The sequence below is a fragment of the Hylemonella sp. GW821-FHT10B10 genome (assembly GCF_059415585.1).
On sequence record NZ_JBWKNN010000010.1, the window covers coordinates 1 to 585 of the forward strand.

Consider the following 585-nt stretch of genomic DNA (forward strand, 5'->3'; position numbering starts at 1 on the left):
ATGGCATCCATCATCAACACCAACATCGACTCGATGAGCGCGCAGCGCTATCAGGGCTTGAGCAGCTCATCGCTCAGCACCGCGATCCAGCGCCTGTCCAGCGGCCTGCGCATCAACAGCGCCAAGGACGACGCAGCCGGCCTGTCGATTTCAGATCGTTTCACCAGCCAGATCCGAGGCCTGAACCAGGCTGCGCGCAACGCCAACGACGGCGTGTCCCTGGCGCAAACCACGGAAGGCGCGCTCAAGGCGGCCGGCGACATCCTGCAGCGTGTGCGTGAACTGGCTGTGCAGTCGGCCAACGCCACCAACAGCGCCTCGGACCGCCAGGCCATCAACCAGGAAGTGGGCCAGCTCGTGTCCGAGCTGGACCGTATTGCCCAGGCGACCGAATTCAACGGCCAGAAGCTGCTGGACGGCACCTTCGGTACCGCCCAGTTCCAGATCGGCGCCAATGCGGGCCAGACCATTGTGGCGGCCACGGCCAATGCCCGAACCAACCAGTACGGCAACAACCAGGCCATCAACTCGGTAGCCGCCATGAGCATGGCCGCCACCGGCGCGGCCTGGGGCGCCAACGGCATC

At 65.3% G+C, this 585-nt stretch carries 1 protein-coding gene; it reads left to right on the forward strand.

Annotated features, from left to right (window positions below):
* Positions 1-585, forward strand: a 585-nt coding sequence (locus tag AC07NT_RS18480; protein ID WP_498600356.1) for a flagellin N-terminal helical domain-containing protein, incomplete at both ends; no start/stop codon positions are given.